Source organism: Spiroplasma sp. hy2 (assembly GCF_044714365.1).
Taxonomy (GTDB): domain Bacteria; phylum Bacillota_I; class Bacilli_A; order Mycoplasmatales; family Mycoplasmataceae; genus Spiroplasma; species Spiroplasma phoeniceum.
The window spans coordinates 1-935 of record NZ_RXFZ02000278.1 but is presented as its reverse complement, the minus strand read 5'-3'; the positions used below and the strand labels follow the sequence as shown (position 1 = coordinate 935).

The following is a 935-nucleotide window of genomic DNA, read 5'->3' as shown; positions in this document are numbered from 1 at the left end:
TGTTAATTTATCGTATATTTGATTTACAGCAAAATCGGTTGCTGTTTCTACTCCAAACGAGATAAATGCTGCGGCAAAATTAGATAATCCCGCACCAAGACCAACAACAGATGCTACACCACCAGTTAAAACTGATAAACCAAGGGCTAAAACTTGAATTCCTAAAAATTCTAATAACTGTAAATCAAAACTTTTTTCTTGTTGTTGGATTAACAATCTAGTTGGATTTTTTTTAATAGCATAAATAAGGGCTGTTTTAGATGTTCCAATTGGCATATCTATCAAACGAAAAAGTACTATTTTTTAGTACTATTAAGAATTTTTAATTTTAACATCAATCGGATTTGTTTGACCAGTAGCGTTGTTTTTACCTTGAATTTGAACTTCAACAGTTTTATCATTTGTAATATTAATTGGTCAATCTTCACCTTTACTTTCAATAAAGTAATCAAAAAAGTAATCAAAATCACTTTCAGTTAAAGAACTATTTATGGCTTTTACCGCTTTTAAAACAACATCTTTAAATTGTGGTTTTAACTGTTCTGCTGTTACTTTTGTAGGGTCTGCAACATGAATAGTTGGTTTATCTAATTTATTAATTTTACTAATATCAATTTTTGTAACAATATGTTTAATAATTCCCTTGGGTTCAACTACTGCTCCACCTAAATATAAAACTCTTTCCATAATCAAAGTATTACCCATCCCAGTACCTAACGCAGCAGCACCAACCCTTAATGGGGTATGGTCTTTTTTGCGTAAAATAAGAGGGTCATATTTTTTGCTAAATTTAAAGGCAATTGCATTAACTCCATTTGATAATAATTTAATTGTTCCTTCTGAACCATCTTTATTAATAATTGGTAATTTTTTAGGAACCATATAGTATGTTGTTCCTTCAACAGTTTTCATTGCTCCACTCGTTTCAATTAHTY

The 935-nt window shown here is 29.9% G+C and carries 2 protein-coding genes; both read right to left on the bottom strand.

Going from position 1 to position 935, the window contains the following annotated elements; all coding sequences use genetic code 4:
- The coding region (locus EHV01_RS06065; protein WP_422066674.1) for a hypothetical protein at positions 1 to 276 on the bottom strand (276 nt) is incomplete at its 3' end.
- Between the two features lie 36 nt (positions 277 to 312).
- On the bottom strand, positions 313 to 935 hold a 623-nt coding region (locus tag EHV01_RS06060), incomplete at its 5' end, for a hypothetical protein (RefSeq protein ID WP_422066673.1).